Below are 16,135 nucleotides of genomic sequence, written 5' to 3' on the forward strand. Positions count from 1 at the left end.
CATGAAAAATTTACTATTACTGCTTATTCTTTGTCAAATTACATCTGTTTTCGGACAATCAGACAATTGTACCGGAACAGTCCCCACATTAACTGTAGGAGCAGCTTGTACACCAACAAATTATTCCATTCCGACATCCTATTTTGACAATTTCAGCACCGAACCGTCTTGCGGATGGGATGACGTAGATGGATTTTTTCAGTTTACAGCAACTTCAACCTACACAACCGTAACCGTTACAGACGCCACTGCGAACGGGCCCGATCCCGGGTTGATGATCGTATCGGGAACCTGCGGAGGAACCTTTACCCCACTTGGCTGCTCACAAACCGGAAACGGTGTTGATGAAAGCGTGAGCTTTGCTACGGTAGTGGGTCAAACCTACTTTGCCGTTATTTTTGCTACAAATGCTGCAAATACGGGACCTCCGAGTCAGGCAACCAATGGAACGATTTGCGCCGTACAAAGTACTTATTCGGGTCCTGTAGTTGCTTCGGAATGTGCAAACCACGTAAACATTTGCAGCAACGCAGGCTTCCAGATTGATCCGAACGGATACGGTGCTATTGATGAAATACCAGTTTCAGGGTCACTGGGAAATCCCTATTATGATCCTTATTTTGGACCGGTGAGTCCCTGGGGCGGAGGAAATATGGGCTGTCTGCAATCAGGGGAAAATAACAGTACCTGGATGGTTATCAATGTTTATACAGCCGGGAATTTAGAATTTTCATTCGGAGCGGGAGGTGCCCAGGCTGGCTTTTATGACTGGATCATGTATCCTTATACCGGCACAGGGACCTGTGCAGCTATTTCCGGCAACACGCTTGCACCGGTGAGGTGTAACTGGAATGAGACAAACACTGGTGGAACCGGGTTGGCATCCACTTTACCTGCCGGGGGAAGCTGGGGAAATTATGAACCGCCTTTAGCAGTAACAGCTAATACACAATACATCATCTGCTTCTCCAATTATAGTTCAGTAGCTACAACGGTACCAATGGTTTTTGGCGGCACAGCAACCGTAGGCTGCTCGGCATTGAGTGCAAACATGAATAATTTCAGTGTCCAAACAGATTGTGAGACAAGCCTGGCATTTATCTCCTGGGATGCTCCGTTGGAAAGCAACAGTACCTATGAAGTACAAAGGAGCTATACCGGCGAATTCTGGGATATTATAGGAAGTGTAACAGAACCGTCCGGTTCTTCCGATTCTAAACAGTTCGTATTCAGAGACGATCTCGAAAAAGACAAAATGGTTTTCTACCGACTAAAAGAAATTCATTCCTACGGTATATCTGATTATTCCGAGTTAAAATCAGTGACCTGCAAATCGGGCATTAGTCCAAATACCTTATCTCCAAACCCTTCATCAGAATTAACAAACCTAACGTATTATTCAAAACAGCCGGGAACATTGCATATTTTTGACGCAGTAGGAAGACTTATTGAACAAATACCTTTGGAGAATACGAAAAGTAAAATTGTTTTAAAACCGATCGATGTTTCCAACCTTCAAAATGGTGTTTACCGCTTTGTCCTGGATTTAGGGAACGAATCCTCTACTATCCAGTTTGTTAAGAAATAAATAAATCCTTTATAAGATTTCAATAATAAAAGAGATTAAGGAAACTACTGTCTGTTTTTCATTTAGTATATTTAGACATATTCTATACTCTTACTTTATGAAAAAACAATTACTCACTCTTGGTTTCTTATCAAGTATTGCAGCATTTGGTCAGACTTTCACCGATAATTTTGACTCTTATACCGCAGGACAAAAATTATGCCCGCAAAGTGGCGGCGCATGGACAACCTGGAGCAATGCTCCCGGGGGAAATGAGGACGTCCTGGTTTCCGGTGCGGATGCAGTATCCGGAAGCAACTCGTTGTATTTCTCTACTTCTTCACAAAACGGCGGACCTGTGGACCTGGTGCGCAACTTCGGGGTTTTAAATACCGGACAGTTTGATATGGACTTCAATATCAAAGTTGAAACAGGCAAAGCCGGATATTTCAATTTTCAGCGCAATGCAACGATTGGCCAGGTTTGGGCAATGGACTGCTTCTTCAATGACAACGGAACCATTACGATCAACAATCAAAACGGATTGAACTTTACCGGGGCATCTTACCCGCAAAATACCTGGTTCAATTTCCACATTGCCATCAATTTCAACACGAACAACTGGGAAGTGTTTATTGACAATGTTTCCGTAGGTTCATTCTCGAACCCGATCAACCAGATCGCATCCATTGACATCTTCCCTACGGACCAAAATGCTCCGTACAGTTGCGGTTATTTCATCGATGACTTTCACACAGTAATTACACCATACACCCTTCCTTCGGTAAATGCCGCTGTCAACGGTTTATCGTTCGACCAGGGAATGCTGGCAGGTAACGCTGTAACTCCGAAAGTAGTTGTCAGAAACCTGGGAACAACTCCGATCACTTCTTTCGAATTGGATGTTGACTACAATGGAAATAATATTCATCAGAGCGTTACAGGATTAAACCTGGCATCTCTTGCAACGACTACCGTTACCATGACCGGAACCCTGACATTAACTGGCACAAGCATGCCGATGGTTGCAACTGTAAGCAATGTAAATAATGCCGGAGCTGATATGGATGCAAATGACGATGAACTTTCTATCGATCTGAGTCCGTTAACGCCTGCTGCCGGTAAAATGGTAGTTGGAGAAGAAGGAACAGGAACCTGGTGCCAATGGTGTCCGCGAGGTGCTGTTTTCATGGACATGATGGAAGAAAAATACAGCAATTACTGGGCAGGAATTGCAGTTCATAACGGTGACCCCATGGTTGTAACAACTTATGATGACGGAATCGGAGGATTGGTTTCAGGTTATCCGTCTGCTTTGGTTGACCGCATGAGTGTTATTGATCCTTCCGAAATGGAAGCAGATTTCTTAACACGTGTTCAGGTAGCTCCGAAAGCATCCATCGAAAACGGTGCAACATGGAATGCAACTACACGTGAATTAAAAGTATCTACATCCGCAACGTTCCTGTCTTCCGCAACTAATTCTTACAAATTAGGAATCGTTCTGACAGAAGATGAGGTAACCGGAACCGGAAGCGGGTATAGTCAATCCAATGCATACGCTAATAACGCTGCCGGACCAATGGGCGGATTTGAATCCCTGCCGAACCCGGTGCCTGCTGCGCAAATGGTTTACGATCATGTTGCAAGAGCTATTGCACCTAGCTTTACAGGTGCTGCAAACAGTTTCCCTGCAACCGTAAATACAGGAGAAACACATACTATTACAGCTACGTTTATCATTCCCGCATCGTGGGATGAAACGAAAATCCACATCGTCGGGTTGTTGTTCAATCCTCAGGGAAAAATTGACAATGCCGGAAAAGCAACGATTACAGAAGCTGTAACAAACGGATTTGTAGCAGGAACAGACGTAACAGCAGGCTTGAATGATCTGGATCAAATCGATGACCTGGTACAGGTTTATCCGAACCCTGCTACCACAACTGTTTCAGTTAGCCTGCAGATCAAGGAGCAAAGCGAAGTATCCGTTTCAGTTACAGATATCGCAGGAAAAGAGATTTCCAGCAAAAATTACGGGCAGCTAAACGGAGCTTCTGTGATTACGATCAACACAAGCAACACCCCTGCGGGAGTTTACTTTGTGAATGTGAAAATGAACAATGCGGTGACACAGAAAAAAGTAATTATTCAATAATTAGATTGAACATAAAAAAAGTAGGGGCGCGATTAATCGCGCCCCTACTTTTTTCGGTAATTTTGTTTCATGAAATGGATTGGAAACCGAATTAGTTATCTCGACGATCAGAATAAAACAACAGTTATTATTACTCCGGAGCAGGTTGGATTTATAAAAGCGCTGATGGGTGCCTGGTGTGTTTTATGTGGCTTGCAATCGGGGCAACTATTATTTGGGCCTGGTTATCCGGGAACATCTATGGATTTGATGAAGTCAGCCGTAAATCCCTGGATGTGAAAGAACGCCAGCAATTGCTGATCATCACCATCATTTTCCTGTCGTTTTGGGCCTATTATTTTATTCGTGTCGGCAGAACTTTTCTCTGGATCATGTACGGCCGTGAGTATATCAAAGTCGATAAAATTTCCATGACTATTAAAACCAGTATCGGGACCTACGGAAAAGCCAAAGAATACTATTTGGAAAACATCAAAAAAGTACGTGTTTCCGTTCCGAAAGCAAATTCTTTCCAGGCAGCCTGGGAAAATTCCCCGTGGATTCGCGGAGGAGAACGCATTGAGTTTGATTATTTAGGAAAGACTATCCGTTTCGGGAGAAAATTGAACCCGCAGGATTCAAAACTGCTTTTCCAGCTTTTAACGAAACGTTTGGAAGACCAATTGAAGAAAAAGAAATAATTACCGGATCAGATCACAATCCGCAATACCTCTTCCCGATTCATTCCTTTTCTTAAGTGTTCCAAAATAATTGGAAATTTCTCATCGATGCGTTCCGGTGTAAATCCGAGTTCAAGCCCCAATCTTCTTACCAGCCTGGTCTCATTGGTATCCATATTCCCATCTGCTCCCAAAAGCTGGATCAGTTGAATAAACCGCTCGTAACGTTCTTCCCTGGTAACCGGCGGAATGAATGGATAGTCATCCGGATTTTCGCAAATTTCAGCAACTTGTTCTTCTGTCAATGAAAGTTTGGTAGCAATTTTTTTCAGTAATTGGTTCTCTGCAAAACTGACGTTCCCGTCGATACGTGCCAGCATAATGAGATTCCTGAAATGTCCTTTCTGACGTGCTTGTTCTCCCGAATCAAAAAAATGCGAAAATGAGCTCATGGTAGTTTATTTAACAGTTAAAAATGTTCAAATGTTCAAATGTTCAAATGTTCAAATGTTCAAATGTTCAAATGTTCAAATGTTCAAATAAAATTATTATTCCCTTGAACCCAATTGAACTTTTATACTCTTTTGAACCTTCGGAGCTCGAAGAGCGAAGAAGATTTGAACTTGTTTAGTTTCTGATCAAACTTAATGCCTTTATTTTTAATTTACGAACAATGATGTCTTTTTTACCCGGATTTTCAATATAAACCTGGATCTTGTCTTTTGCATGATTGATTCTCGGAAGATTGAACCTCACAAGCAGTGTATCTGTTTCACCTGCTCTTTTCTGTGTTGGCAGCGAATAAAACTTCCAGTCATAGGTATTGTACTTGCTAAATGCTTCGAACTTAATAGTACCCGGAAGCAAGCTGTCCTGATTCTGATAAATAATCTCTGCCTCAAATCGTGTTTCATCTGTTTTCAGTGTTGGAAAATAGGGTTTCTTCACCAACAAGGTACTTGTTCCCGCCAGTGCTTTCCGGTTATTCACTTCACAGAAAATGAGTTGTTCCATCTTCCCGAATCCCAATTTTTCAGGCTGAATCTTTTCCGGCCAGGTTGTATTGGAACGATCAATCTCCAACCGGTTTACCTGGTAATCAGGCATGGATAATTTCCCGAAAATGTACCAATAATGTGCTTTGGTCATACGGTCCGGATGTAAGTAACCTATTGAAAACTGTTCAGATTGAAAAACCGATAAAGCCAGGGTACAAACCACAAAAACGATTGTAGCAGCTTTTCTCATTCTTGCTTTTGTCAAATAAACCAAACCGAATCCCAAAGGCAAGACCAATAATGGATACAAATCCACCATTGCGCGCGAACCGAATGAAGCTGCAAACCACCAGCATTCCCAGGAAGCAAAAATCCAGATCAATAAAAGCACCGAACCAAAAACCGGCCAAAACAATGCTTTTCGCTGCCTGTAAAGCATTACAAAGCCGGGAATCAGCAGTAAAAACACCGGACTATAAAGCAGCCAGCCTTTCTTATAACTAAACAAGAAATCGAAAATATGCGGATCCACAACAATCACTTCTTCCACGTGCATGTTCAAAATGAACCAGTTCCCTCCCATTACCTTCCAGTAGATCATTTGCGGAAGATTGAATAACAAGCCAGCCAGAGGAAACAACAGGATTGCTTTCCAATAAGCCCAATTCGTCGGGTAAACCTTCCGAAGCATTAGCAGCGGCAGAATCCCCAATAAAGCATGAGTGGGGCGAACGGAAGAAATAATTCCTAAAACCAACGCCGCAAAAATCAAATGCTTATTCTTTTTCGTTTCCCGGACCTTGAGTAAGTAATAAAAAAGTGCCGCGATCAAAGTGAACAGGTAAATATGCTGCAACTGGTAACCATGAACTGCTGTTACCCAAAAATTGGTCCCGAAATAAACAATCAGAAGAACCAGGGCACTAATATGCTCGACAAAGAATAAACGCAGTATTTTATTCAGGAAGTAAATTCCCAATAGAATAAAGAGCAGGGCATTCAGCAAAAAAGCAATGTGATAGGGCTTACTAAAACCATCCTTTGGATAACCGCCGATCTTGGCAAACAAATGACCAACGGTATAAGCCGGCAATTCCAGGTAGGCCTGCCCCATGTGGTAAATATTCAGCGCATTCCCGTTTTCTACCGTGTGAAGCTGATAAATTAGAGCACCCTCGCAGTGCTTATCCTGTACAGCCTGAAGTTCGTTCTGTTTGAAATTCAGATTCCGGTACTGGAAGAATTGGGTCAGGTACATGTAATATCCGTATCCGTCATAAGCGCACACGCAGGTAGATTCTCCCTCTACGACATCCTTTATTTTCCCGGAAAACGAAAGTGAAAATGCGCTAATAATGACCAGGAGCGTAATCCGTCGAATATTTCCTCTCAGAAACTCACGCATTCAGTTGACGTTCAATAAAGTCTATCAGCGTATGAATTACTTTAATATGGATTTCCTGCGCCCTGTCGGCATAATTTGCATGCGGGGCACGAATTTCCACGTCGCAAAGTCCGGCCATTTTCCCACCGTCTTTCCCGGTAAGACCAACGATCTTCATTCCTTTTGCTTTTGCCGCCTCAATTGCTTTCAACACATTTTTGGAATTCCCGGAGGTTGAAATAGCCAAAAGCACGTCTCCAGGTTGTCCCAAAGCCTCCACATACCGCGAGAAAATAAAATCATACCCGTAATCATTTCCCACACAGCTGATATGCGAGGGGTCTGAAATACTCAAAGCAGGAATCGCCTTCCTGTCATCACGGTATCTTCCTGTTAATTCTTCTGCAAAATGCATGGCGTCACACATAGAACCACCGTTCCCGCAAGAAATGATTTTCCCACCTGATTGAATGGCAGTAACCATTAAATTCCCGGCATCCCGGATCAATTGATGATTCGCTTCGGTGTTAAATTTTTGCAAAATCTCGAGCGCTTCGTTAAAATGGTCTGCTATTTGTTTCATGCCTCTACAAATGGGATTGTTTGTCAAAAATAAATAATTATTGAGTGCAGTTACCATTTTGGATAAACTTGTTATATTTGAAAATCGGAGTTGGCTCCTTAACACAAAAACAACTATGAAAAATATTCTACTTGCCATTCTAGCCTTAACTTTAGGATATAGCGCATCAGCACAAGATGACTGTTTTAAAAAATTAGAAGAAGCCTTTTCGAAAAGAGGTTCCTACACAGTTGCTGATGATATGCACAGAAATGTTATCGTTAGTTTCTTTACTCCTGAGGGCACTGAATGTTTGACAGGTAAAGCACGCGTTGAGAACGGATGCGTTGTTTCTGTTTTCCTTCAATACGAAGATGGAACTTACTACTTATTGGAAAAGAAGTTTTACAACGCAAAAAAGACAAATCCGGTAGTAACAAACGGTATCTCTGAAATGATCTTTACGGTTGACGGTGAAAAATTCAGAGTAGTATTCATTGATAAATTAAAACCGAAAGTAAAATCATACAAACAGGCAAACTTACCGGATGATTTATAATCGAATAAGAAATTGGAAAAGATCCTGACATTTATCGTCAGGATTTTTTTTATGCCAAAATATCTTTCTCTTCCAGGTTCAGGACTACAATGGAGTAAGTTGTTCCACTTGCTTCCCGTTGAATTTCCTTGCTCCCATCCAGCTGTTCAATCAATGTATCAATCAGGATCAGGCCAAAAGTGGAGTTTTCGACCTGGTGCTTCCATATCCCGTTATCGAAATACCTTATCCGCAGGCAATTCTCCCCTTCCTTTTGGATCTCAATCTCAATCCGGGCGTTATCCAGGTCGTCAAAAGCATGCTTGAGTGAATTGGAAACAAGTTCATTGACTAAAAGTCCTACAGGAACTAATGTTTTCAAACCGATGTTCCCCACTTCAGTCTTTATTTCATACCTGACACTTTGTTCCGAAAAGCTCAAGCTCATAATTTCACGAATCAGGTCATCCAGATAATCGCCGATTTTAATCCTGCATAAATTATCGTTTTGATATAATTTTTGATGGATCACTGACATGGCCATAATACGATTGATAGACTCCTGGAACAGCACCCGGAACTCCAGGTTATCTACTTCCTGGCTTTGCATGCGCAAAAGACTAACTACAATCTGCAGGTTATTTTTGACACGGTGATGGATTTCCTTTACAAGCGTCGTTTTTTCTTCATTCTGCTGCAGGATTCTTGTATTCTGAGCCATTACCTGGGCATACGATTCCAATAATTTTCGCTCGGAATACCTATTCAGCTCCAGGAATAAATAAAACAAGTAAAAGTTTAATATAAATGCTGCTATGATTTCAATTAACAGCGAGATCTTTTCATACAAGGTCAGTTTCCCCAAAGACAGGATCTGATTATCCAGGTGAAGAAAGATAAACAGTCCGATTACAACGATAGCCAAAAATAATAACACATACCCCAACCTGCGTCCCAAAGTGAAAAATGCCAGGAATACAACGGTCATCAGCCACAAAACATCCACTAAATGGATCCTGCTGTGATAAAACATCAAGGCAAAGGCCACAATCATGTAGCCGCATATCGAATAGATGTAAAAGACCAGTAAATAGTTCCTGTTATTTGATCGCATGAGGATCATACAGACCGCACTTATAACTGTAGCGACAGCCATCATGCTGAAGCTTTCAACCGATTCGAAATAGCGGGTATAGGAAAGAATGCTGAAGATGATTAAAAACAGCATGGTCATTCGAAAAGCAAGCTTCACCCGCAACTCTTCAAAGTAAGTTACGACTTCACCGGGAATAGAGTCAGATTCTAATTTTTTCAATCGCTAGCAGTATGAGTCTAATATAGTTAATTTTCACAATTCACGCAGAAAATTGCAACTCAAATCTAAATATGTACTTTCGCATTACAATGAAACAAGTAGCATGGATCACAGGTGCTTCATCGGGAATCGGTGAAGAAATTTGCAGACAACTGGCAAAAAAGGGATTGAAACTGATCTTATCGAGCAGAAATGAAGAAAAGCTTTTGGAATTGAAAAACTCGCTTCCGAATGCAGACGAACACCTCATTGTTCCATTGGACCTGGAGCATTCCGACGATTTCCCGGAGGTCGTAAAACAAACACTTTCCGAAACCAAACGGATTGACTTTTTGTATAACTGCGGCGGTTTGAGTCAGCGTGCAGAAGCAAGTGAAACTTCCCTGGAAGTAGACCGCAGGATCATGGAGATCAATTATTTCGGGACCATTGCACTAACAAAGGCGGTTCTTCCATACATGCAGGAACAAAAATCCGGGCACATCATTGCTATTTCGAGCATAGCCGGGAAGTTCGGTTTTTACCTGCGTTCCGCATACAGCGCCAGCAAACATGCTATCCAGGGATTTTTTGAAAGTCTTTTATTGGAAGAGGCCAAAAACAATATTTCCGTTACGATTGCTTTCCCCGGAAAGATCAACACCCCGATTTCCATGAGCGCACTCGGAAAAGACGGAAAAGCTCACGGAGAAATGGACCACAATCAAAAGACCGGAATGCCTGTAGAGGAATGTGTTTCCATCTTGCTGAAAGCGGTTGAAAAGAAGAAAAAAGAAGTCCTGATCGGAAATAAAGAAATCAATGCAGTGACACTGAAACGTTTCTTCCCTCGATTATTCTGGAAGATTATTGCGAAGCAAAGCGCAACGTAGGTACGCGATTAATCGCATACCTACCGGTGCTAAATAATACCTTTTTCAGCTAAAAACACAGCAACATTGGTTTCAATGCGCTTGTTGATATTCGATGTATCGCTTTTTTCGAAGGAGTTCCCGGTGATTTTTTCGTAAAGTTCAATGTAACGCTCCGTAATTGTTTCCACAAATGAATCCGGCATATCCGGCATCACCTGCCCTTCCAATCCCTGAAAATCGTGTTCGATCAGCCATTGACGTACGAATTCTTTAGAAAGCTGGCGTTGGTTCTCCCCTTTTTCCTGGCGTTCTTCATAACCATCCGCATAGAAATAACGGGAAGAATCCGGTGTGTGGATCTCATCGATCAGGATCACTTCCCCGTTCCGGATACCAAACTCATACTTCGTATCAACCAGGATTAAACCTCTTTCCGCAGCCATTTCAGTTCCTCTTTGGAACAAAGCACGTGTGTAGGCTTCCATTTTTTCGTAAATATCGGCCGGAACGATTCCATTTTTCAGAATGTCCTCTCTGGAAATGTCTTCGTCATGACCTTCGTCTGCCTTTGTTGCAGGAGTAATAATCGGTTCCGGGAAACGGTCATTTTCTTTCATTCCTTCCGGAAGGACGACTCCGCAAAGCATTCTTTTGCCCAAAGCGTACTCACGGGCAGCATGCCCCGCCAAATAACCCCGGATAACCATTTCTACGCGCACAGGCTCACAGGCATATCCCACTGCAACGGAAGGATCCGGTGTTCCGATCAACCAATTTGGAACGATATCGCGAGTAGCCTCCAGGAACATCGTTGCAACCTGGTTCAGCACCTGGCCTTTGAATGGAATTCCTTTCGGAAGAATGTGGTCGAAAGCTGAAATACGATCTGTTGCAACCATGACCATAATGTCGTTATCAATGGTGTAAACTTCACGCACTTTTCCTCTGTAAACATTCGTTTGCTTCGGGAATTTAAAATTGGTACTCGTTATTGTTTCGTTCAACATAAATTACAATTTGGAACTTGTTATTTTCTTCTTGATTTTGGTTTTGCTTCTTCCTCTTCAGACTCTTTCTCGAATTTCTTAGCCTTCTCAATTGCTTCTGCTTTATCGAATGCATCGATAATCCGTTTCACCAATGAATGGCGGATAACATCACTTTGTGTCAGCCGTATGATCTCAATTCCTTCCACATCGTTCAAAATATCCAGTGCATAAGCCAATCCGGAGCGCTGACGGTGAGGCAAATCGACCTGCGACATATCTCCCGTGATCACAAATTGTGCGGTCTGTCCCATACGCGTCAGGAACATCTTCATCTGCATCATAGTTGCATTTTGAGCTTCATCCAGTATAACAAAAGCTTTATCTAAGGTTCTACCGCGCATGAATGCCAAAGGTGCGATCTCAATAATACCGAATTCGATCATGTCTGCCAGTTTTTCCGGCGGAATCATATCCCGCAAAGCATCATACAACGGCATTAAGTAAGGATCCAGCTTCTCTTTTAAATCTCCCGGAAGGAATCCCAGGTTTTCGCCGGCTTCCACTGCAGGTCGGGTTAAAACAATGCGTTTCACCTCTTTTGCTTTCAACGCACGGACAGCCAATGCAACCGCAGTATACGTTTTACCCGTTCCAGCCGGACCAACGGCAAAAACCATATCACTTTTGTTGACTGCCTGTACCAATTTGCGCTGATTGAGCGTTTTTGCCTTGATCTTTACTCCTCCGTTCCCGTGAACAAGTGTTTCCGTTCCGTCGGAAGAAAGCATGGCAGAACCATCGTCCAGCATCAGGTTGTCGATATTGTTCTCCGTTAAAATATTGTACTGGTGAAAATGCGCAAGGATCAATTCAAATTTGCGTTCGAATTCCTCCATAACTTCAGGGTCACCGACAATAGTCAGTTCATTTCCGCGCGAATTGATCTTTAATTTTGGAAAAAAAGACCGGATATGCTTCAGGTTGGAATTGTTAACTCCAAATAGTTCAGCAACATTAGCGCCGGTAATTTCAATTTTCTTCTCTGTCAATTTGAATAATTCTTTTGTTTGTAAGTTCCGGTTGTATTATAACCCTTATTTTTGAAAACAAATTTAATTATTTTTTCAACGGATACAGACCGATTTATCAAATGGGAATTATCACTTTGACAACTGATATGGGATTGACCGACTACTACGTAGCGGTTCTAAAGGGAAATTTATTCAAATTGGCCCCGCAGGTATCCGTTGTAGACATTACCCACCAGGTCCGTCCGTTCGACATTGCAGACGCCAGTTATTACATCCAGGCCTCTTTCCGGGAATTTCCGGAAGGCACGATTCACATTATCGGGGTTGACAGCGAACCGATCATCAATTCCAGCAATGGAGCCTATCCGAGCATCATGTTTTTCAAGGGACATTATTTCATTTCAAACGATAACGGAATCTTCGCTTTAATCCTTCGGGATGAAAAGCCGGACGGTTTCTGGAGAATTGACAATGTGCTCTCCAATCCGAAAGGACTGCGGTTCCCGGTGAAAAACATCTTTGTACCGACAGCTGTGCGTATACTCTCCGGCGAAAAATTAGAAAACATCGGCTCGGAAGAAACTTCCTGGCGTGTTGCCCATACCGTGAATGCAGTTATTGAAGAAAACCTCATCAAGGGTTCTATTGTTCATATCGACCATTACGGAAATGCGATTACCAATATTACCCGGGAAATATTCGACCGGTTTGAAGATGCTCCGTTTACGATCCTTTTCCGCAAGCGGGAATATTACATCGATGAGATTTCAAGTACTTATAACGATGTAGCTCCGGGAGAACGGCTTGCCTTTTTCAACGACAACGGTTTACTCGAGATTGCTATCAACAAAGGAGCAACAGGAAATGGCGGCGGTGCAGACTCCTTGTTCGGATTACGGATCCATGATTTGGTCCGGGTAGAATTCACCCCTCGGGGATCTGCTAAAACTATCGACTCTTTGTTTTGATACCAAAACAAGTTCAAAAGGTTGAAAAAGTTTAAAGAGTTCAATGGATAAAAATGTAAAAATGAACGGTTTGAACTATTGAACATTTTGAACTACTTAAACTTAATAATATGCTCACACGAATTGTTAAACTGACATTCCGGGAAGAAAAAACAGCAGATTTCCTGGCCTTTTTTGACACCATCAATACACGTGTCAGTACATTCGAAAATTGTTACGGCATGCGTTTGATGCAGGATATCCATCATCCGAATATTATTTTCACTTATAGTAACTGGAAGGATGAAGCTGCGTTAAACAACTACCGGGATTCGGATTTATTCGGCGGAGTGTGGTCGACAATCAAACCCTGGTTTGGCGGAAAACCCGAAGCATGGAGTGTAAACACTTATTTTGAAGATGGTTCGTTTGAACCCAACCATCTTTCCGATTAAACGTTTATAGCTACTCTAAATGGCTTCCGAAAACGATTCACGGAAGTGAATAGAATTTAAACAGATTCTCAATATTGTTCTTATTTTTGCCGAAGTTAATTAGATATGAAAGCACTTTACTGGAAAGAGATCAGGAGTTTTTTAGGCTCAGTTATCGGATATATTTTCATTGTCATTTTCCTCGTGTTTACCGGAATAATGCTTTGGCTTGTGAGCGGGCCTTCCAATTTGATGGAGGGTGAAGAGGCTGATATGATCCCGTTTTTCAATGTTGCCCCTTATGTATTGTGCGTACTGATTCCGGCAATTACCATGCGTATGATCGCGGAAGAACGAAAAACCGGGACCATTGAATTACTTTTTACCAGACCGATTACCGATTTCCAGATAATTGCCGCAAAATACCTTGCCGGTGTTACTTTATTATTGATCTCACTTCTTCCGACTTTGATTTATTACTACAGCATGGTAAGCCTGGGGGCAGATGCTTTTGACGAAGACGGAGTTGCAAAAACAGTTATCGATGAAGGAGCAACTTTCACTTCTTACCTGGGACTTATCCTACTTGGCTCTTGTTTAATCGCGATCGGCATCTTTTCCTCTGCAATTACAAGTAACCAGATCGTGTCCTTCATTATTGCCATGTTCCTGTGCTGGCTTTTCTACGATGGTTTTGATCAGCTCGGATCATTCAACCTGATGGGTGATTTTGACATTGTATTCCAATATTTGGGACTCTGGTCTCATTATACGAGTATCAAAAAAGGTGTCATTGACACCAGCGATCTTATTTATTTTTTCGGGGTGATTGCAATCTTCCTGGCTGCAACCCTTACAGTTGTTAAATCTTTGAAACGTTAACCCGATGGCTGAAAGCAGTAACAAAGTAAAAAAGTTCTACAACTGGATCGTATTGGGAATCATTGTAGGAGTTGTTGTATTCCTGAACATTATCGGGACATTCCTGTATTCGCGGATTGATATGACCGAAGATGAGCGATATTCACTTTCAGGAGGTTCTATCGAGTTCCTGGAAAAAATGAAAGAAGCAGGGAAGGATAACAACAAGGTCAACCGATTGTATTTAAAAATCTACCTGGAAGGAAAGCTTCCGGCAGAAATCAAACGCTTTAGAAATGCGGTCGAAGATAAATTAGCTGAGTTCAAAGAAATTGCCGGTGACCGTATCGAATATGAATTTATCGACCCGCTTGTTGGGACCGAAGCGGAGCAAAACAGTTTGTTCCAAATACTTTACAGCAAAGGAAAAGGAATCATTCCGTTGGAGATCGTTTACCAAAAAGACGGCTCTCAAACCCAAATGACTTTGTGGCCGGGAGCAGAAATCGAATACGAAGGATTTACCAAAAATTACATCCAATTATTACCAGGTTCACCACAGGGACAGCCTGCTCAATTGTCGAAAGAATTCTCGGAAACAACGATCCAGAACTCCATCAACAACCTGGAATACATGCTGATCTCGGCATTGAGAAGAACCATTCAGAAACAAAAACCGCGAATTGCTTTTATTGGCGGACATGGAGAGCTTCGTTTTGCCGAAACACAACGCGTCCGTTCATTGTTGGAACCATACTACTCAGTAGAAGATGTCGTAATGAAAGATTCACTGAGAGCCCTGGACGGATTTACGGGAGCAATTATTGCAAGACCAAGAACAGCCTATTCAGATAAAGACCTTTACATCATTGATCAGTTTGTGATGCGCGGCGGAAGATTGATGTGTTTCTTCGACAAATTGACTTTCCCGCAGGATTCCCTGAACAGAACAGGAATGGTTAGCACCATACGAACAGAACTTGGCCTGGACAAGCTGCTTTTTGATTACGGGATCAAGACCAACGACAATTATGTAATGGATGTTCGTTGTGCACCTATTCAGACGCCATTTGCGAAACAAAGTTTACTGCCTTGGTTTTTCTACGTCGCAGCCACACCGACCAAGCATCCGATTGCACGGAATATCGAACCGGTTATGCTTCGTTATGCATCCCAGATCCAATTAATCCCGAACGAAAAAAGATTGGTTTCCCCGGTATTAACCAGTTCAACAAACTCACGCGTAACCGGTATGGCACCTCTGATTAGTCTGGCTATGCCAATGAATTATGGAAAGGTCCCTATTTTGGCTGACAATCCGACATCTGAAAACAACAAGATTTGTCTTGCCGGAATAGCAGAAGGAAAATTTGATTCACACTTCAAGAACCGTTTGACGGATGAATTTGCCAAAAACCCGGAATCAGGATTTCTGACAAGCAGCAGAGAAGAAGGAAAAGTCATGGTAGTCGGGAACGGTTCATTCATTGCGAATTACTACGATTCCATGCCAAGTAAAACCGGCAAAATGATGTATCGACCGATCTCATTCAACAACCTGCGCTATGACGAAGTAATGGCCCAGATGCGCATGCAGCCGCTGATTTACGGAAACCAGGAGTTCTTCCAAAACCTGGTCGATTACATGATGGGAGATAACTCCGTACTGGATATCCGAAGCAAGCAAATTGACATTCATCCTATTGATAAGGAAAAGATCAAAGACCAACGTACGAAGTACATGGTTATCAATGTCGTGCTTCCTTCATTCTTTATTATTTTATTAGCAATTTTATTATTCTACTTGCGTAAACGCCGTTACGCACGTTCTTAGTCAT

15 protein-coding genes are annotated in these 16,135 nt (G+C 42.2%); 9 read left to right on the plus strand and 6 right to left on the minus strand.

The genetic code is table 11. From position 1 onward, the window contains the following. Nucleotide 1: 1 nt before the first annotated feature. From QZT69_RS12915 to QZT69_RS12925, 3 genes are all read left to right on the plus strand, one after another. Nucleotides 2-1,588, plus strand: coding sequence for a T9SS type A sorting domain-containing protein (locus QZT69_RS12915; RefSeq protein WP_294674807.1), 1,587 nt, complete (start codon nt 2-4; stop codon nt 1,586-1,588). 97 nt (nt 1,589-1,685) lie between these two features. Continuing rightward, nucleotides 1,686-3,725, plus strand: a complete 2,040-nt coding sequence (locus tag QZT69_RS12920) for a T9SS type A sorting domain-containing protein (protein WP_294674808.1) — start codon at nt 1,686-1,688, stop codon at nt 3,723-3,725. A gap of 185 nt (nt 3,726-3,910) precedes the next feature. Next, nucleotides 3,911-4,405, plus strand: a complete 495-nt coding sequence (locus QZT69_RS12925) for a hypothetical protein (RefSeq protein ID WP_294674811.1) — start codon at nt 3,911-3,913, stop codon at nt 4,403-4,405. Between the two features lie 8 nt (nt 4,406-4,413). On the opposite strand, the gene QZT69_RS12930 is transcribed toward QZT69_RS12925, so the two are convergent. The 3 genes from QZT69_RS12930 to lpcA form a co-directional block, all read right to left on the minus strand. Then, a complete protein-coding gene (locus tag QZT69_RS12930) occupies nt 4,414-4,836 on the minus strand; it encodes a TerB family tellurite resistance protein (protein ID WP_294674813.1) in 423 nt (140 codons plus the stop codon). A 175-nt stretch (nt 4,837-5,011) separates the two neighbouring features. Next, nucleotides 5,012-6,787: a hypothetical protein gene (locus QZT69_RS12935; RefSeq protein ID WP_294674815.1), complete on the minus strand. Its 1,776-nt coding sequence runs from the start codon at nt 6,785-6,787 to the stop codon at nt 5,012-5,014. Next, entirely contained in the window at nt 6,780-7,349 is a 570-nt protein-coding gene (gene lpcA, locus QZT69_RS12940) for a D-sedoheptulose 7-phosphate isomerase (RefSeq protein ID WP_294674818.1), read from the minus strand. Before lpcA ends, QZT69_RS12935 begins: the two co-directional genes overlap by 8 nt. 115 nt (nt 7,350-7,464) lie before the next feature. Here lpcA and QZT69_RS12945 point away from each other — a divergent pair, with 115 nt between their 5' ends. Next, nucleotides 7,465-7,887, plus strand: a complete 423-nt coding sequence (locus QZT69_RS12945; RefSeq protein WP_294674821.1) for a hypothetical protein — start codon at nt 7,465-7,467, stop codon at nt 7,885-7,887. 49 nt (nt 7,888-7,936) lie between these two features. Here the strand turns inward: QZT69_RS12945 and QZT69_RS12950 are convergent, their stop codons facing one another. Continuing rightward, nucleotides 7,937-9,181: a histidine kinase dimerization/phosphoacceptor domain -containing protein gene (locus QZT69_RS12950; RefSeq protein ID WP_294674824.1), complete on the minus strand. Its 1,245-nt coding sequence runs from the start codon at nt 9,179-9,181 to the stop codon at nt 7,937-7,939. 89 nt (nt 9,182-9,270) lie between these two features. On the opposite strand from QZT69_RS12950, the gene QZT69_RS12955 reads away from it, so the two are divergent. Further along, nucleotides 9,271-10,053, plus strand: coding sequence for an SDR family oxidoreductase (locus QZT69_RS12955; RefSeq protein ID WP_294674826.1), 783 nt, complete (start codon nt 9,271-9,273; stop codon nt 10,051-10,053). A 29-nt stretch (nt 10,054-10,082) separates the two neighbouring features. Here QZT69_RS12955 and QZT69_RS12960 read toward each other — a convergent pair whose 3' ends face one another. Together QZT69_RS12960 and QZT69_RS12965 are read right to left on the minus strand one after the other, a co-directional pair. Next, the gene (locus QZT69_RS12960; RefSeq protein ID WP_294674877.1) at nt 10,083-11,039 is read right to left on the minus strand and encodes a phosphoribosylaminoimidazolesuccinocarboxamide synthase; all 957 of its coding nucleotides are present in this window, start codon (nt 11,037-11,039) and stop codon (nt 10,083-10,085) included. Nucleotides 11,040-11,062: 23 nt separating this feature from the next. Beyond that, the gene (locus QZT69_RS12965) at nt 11,063-12,073 is read right to left on the minus strand and encodes a PhoH family protein (RefSeq protein ID WP_294674829.1); all 1,011 of its coding nucleotides are present in this window, start codon (nt 12,071-12,073) and stop codon (nt 11,063-11,065) included. A 101-nt stretch (nt 12,074-12,174) separates the two neighbouring features. On the opposite strand from QZT69_RS12965, the gene QZT69_RS12970 reads away from it, so the two are divergent. The 4 genes from QZT69_RS12970 (at nt 12,175) to QZT69_RS12985 (ending at nt 16,131) form a co-directional block, all read left to right on the plus strand. Further along, on the plus strand, nt 12,175-13,023 hold the full coding sequence (locus tag QZT69_RS12970) for an SAM-dependent chlorinase/fluorinase (RefSeq protein WP_294674830.1): 849 nt from the start codon (nt 12,175-12,177) through the stop codon (nt 13,021-13,023). A 110-nt stretch (nt 13,024-13,133) separates the two neighbouring features. Beyond that, the gene (locus QZT69_RS12975) at nt 13,134-13,457 is read left to right on the plus strand and encodes a putative quinol monooxygenase (RefSeq protein ID WP_294674832.1); all 324 of its coding nucleotides are present in this window, start codon (nt 13,134-13,136) and stop codon (nt 13,455-13,457) included. Nucleotides 13,458-13,562: 105 nt separating this feature from the next. Further along, nucleotides 13,563-14,318: an ABC transporter permease subunit gene (locus QZT69_RS12980; protein WP_294674834.1), complete on the plus strand. Its 756-nt coding sequence runs from the start codon at nt 13,563-13,565 to the stop codon at nt 14,316-14,318. Nucleotides 14,319-14,322: 4 nt separating this feature from the next. Further along, nucleotides 14,323-16,131, plus strand: a complete 1,809-nt coding sequence (locus tag QZT69_RS12985; protein ID WP_294674836.1) for a Gldg family protein — start codon at nt 14,323-14,325, stop codon at nt 16,129-16,131. Nucleotides 16,132-16,135 lie beyond the last annotated feature (4 nt).

Origin of the sequence: uncultured Fluviicola sp. (genome assembly GCF_902168135.1) — a bacterium.
GTDB lineage: Bacteria > Bacteroidota > Bacteroidia > Flavobacteriales_D > Crocinitomicaceae > Fluviicola.

What these genes read in the sequence shown, in the direction of transcription:
- QZT69_RS12915 (WP_294674807.1), top strand. Translation starts at nt 2, where the DNA reads ATGAAAAATTTACTATTACTGCTTATTCTTTGTCAAATTACATCTGTT.
- QZT69_RS12920 (WP_294674808.1), top strand. Translation starts at nt 1,686, where the DNA reads ATGAAAAAACAATTACTCACTCTTGGTTTCTTATCAAGTATTGCAGCA.
- QZT69_RS12925 (WP_294674811.1), top strand. Translation starts at nt 3,911, where the DNA reads ATGTGGCTTGCAATCGGGGCAACTATTATTTGGGCCTGGTTATCCGGG.
- QZT69_RS12930 (WP_294674813.1), bottom strand. Translation starts at nt 4,836, where the DNA reads ATGAGCTCATTTTCGCATTTTTTTGATTCGGGAGAACAAGCACGTCAG.
- QZT69_RS12935 (WP_294674815.1), bottom strand. Translation starts at nt 6,787, where the DNA reads ATGCGTGAGTTTCTGAGAGGAAATATTCGACGGATTACGCTCCTGGTC.
- lpcA (WP_294674818.1), bottom strand. Translation starts at nt 7,349, where the DNA reads ATGAAACAAATAGCAGACCATTTTAACGAAGCGCTCGAGATTTTGCAA.
- QZT69_RS12945 (WP_294674821.1), top strand. Translation starts at nt 7,465, where the DNA reads ATGAAAAATATTCTACTTGCCATTCTAGCCTTAACTTTAGGATATAGC.
- QZT69_RS12955 (WP_294674826.1), top strand. Translation starts at nt 9,271, where the DNA reads ATGAAACAAGTAGCATGGATCACAGGTGCTTCATCGGGAATCGGTGAA.
- QZT69_RS12970 (WP_294674830.1), top strand. Translation starts at nt 12,175, where the DNA reads ATGGGAATTATCACTTTGACAACTGATATGGGATTGACCGACTACTAC.
- QZT69_RS12975 (WP_294674832.1), top strand. Translation starts at nt 13,134, where the DNA reads ATGCTCACACGAATTGTTAAACTGACATTCCGGGAAGAAAAAACAGCA.
- QZT69_RS12980 (WP_294674834.1), top strand. Translation starts at nt 13,563, where the DNA reads ATGAAAGCACTTTACTGGAAAGAGATCAGGAGTTTTTTAGGCTCAGTT.
- QZT69_RS12985 (WP_294674836.1), top strand. Translation starts at nt 14,323, where the DNA reads ATGGCTGAAAGCAGTAACAAAGTAAAAAAGTTCTACAACTGGATCGTA.